The organism is Rathayibacter sp. AY1D9, assembly GCF_002932395.1.
Taxonomy (GTDB): Bacteria; Actinomycetota; Actinomycetes; order Actinomycetales; family Microbacteriaceae; genus Rathayibacter.
This window is the reverse complement of the sequence record NZ_PSVQ01000069.1, coordinates 1-1,520: the sequence shown is the minus strand read 5'-3', so window position 1 is coordinate 1,520 and position 1,520 is coordinate 1. Positions and strand designations below refer to the sequence as shown.

Sequence of the window (1,520 nt, the reverse complement as noted above, 5' to 3'; positions counted from 1 at the left end):
TCAATCCGAACTGAGACCGGCTTTTTGGGATTCGCTCCACCTTACGGTATCGCAGCCCTTTGTACCGGCCATTGTAGCATGCGTGAAGCCCAAGACATAAGGGGCATGATGATTTGACGTCATCCCCACCTTCCTCCGAGTTGACCCCGGCAGTCTCCTATGAGTTCCCACCATGACGTGCTGGCAACATAGAACGAGGGTTGCGCTCGTTGCGGGACTTAACCCAACATCTCACGACACGAGCTGACGACAACCATGCACCACCTGTATACCGACCTTGCGGGGCAACCATTTCTGGAAGTTTCCGGTATATGTCAAGCCTTGGTAAGGTTCTTCGCGTTGCATCGAATTAATCCGCATGCTCCGCCGCTTGTGCGGGCCCCCGTCAATTCCTTTGAGTTTTAGCCTTGCGGCCGTACTCCCCAGGCGGGGAACTTAATGCGTTAGCTGCGACACGGAGACCGTGGAAAGGTCCCCACATCTAGTTCCCAACGTTTACGGCGTGGACTACCAGGGTATCTAATCCTGTTCGCTCCCCACGCTTTCGCTCCTCAGCGTCAGTAACGGCCCAGAGAACTGCCTTCGCCATCGGTGTTCCTCCTGATATCTGCGCATTCCACCGCTACACCAGGAATTCCATTCTCCCCTACCGCACTCTAGTCTGCCCGTACCCACTGCAGGCCCGAGGTTGAGCCTCGGGTTTTCACAGCAGACGCGACAAACCGCCTACGAGCTCTTTACGCCCAATAATTCCGGACAACGCTTGCACCCTACGTATTACCGCGGCTGCTGGCACGTAGTTAGCCGGTGCTTTTTCTGCAGGTACCGTCAAGCCGAAGCCCTTCTTCCCTACTAAAAGAGGTTTACAACCCGAAGGCCGTCATCCCCCACGCGGCGTTGCTGCATCAGGCTTTCGCCCATTGTGCAATATTCCCCACTGCTGCCTCCCGTAGGAGTCTGGGCCGTGTCTCAGTCCCAGTGTGGCCGGTCACCCTCTCAGGCCGGCTACCCGTCGTCGCCTTGGTGAGCCATTACCTCACCAACTAGCTGATAGGCCGCGAGTCCATCCTTGACCGAAAAACTTTCCACCCGCACCCGATGCCGGGGCAGGTCGTATCCGGTATTAGACGCCGTTTCCAGCGCTTATCCCAGAGTCAAGGGCAGGTTACTCACGTGTTACTCACCCGTTCGCCACTAATCCACCCAGCAAGCTGGGCTTCATCGTTCGACTTGCATGTGTTAAGCACGCCGCCAGCGTTCGTCCTGAGCCAGGATCAAACTCTCCGTAAAAAAATTACGACCCCCAACCCCGAAGAGAAGGAGAGTCAAGTTTGACCTCTAGCAAATAAGACATCTCTCCGACCCGAAAGCCGGAAGCTGACATCAATTTCCAAAGGAATCCCAACCCGATCCGAAGATCAAGGCCGGGGTATAAAATTGGCATTGAACATAGTGCACGCTGTTGAGTTCTCAAGAATCGGACACATCCCGCCTCCACACCAGAACGGTGCTTCACAACG

General features: G+C 55.6%; 1 rRNA gene (running past one end of the window). It reads right to left on the bottom strand.

What is annotated here, in order from left to right:
• Positions 1-1,290: ribosomal RNA gene (locus tag C5C50_RS17445) — 16S ribosomal RNA — on the bottom strand; it reaches 288 nt to the left of the window's first position.
• Positions 1,291-1,520 lie beyond the last annotated feature (230 nt).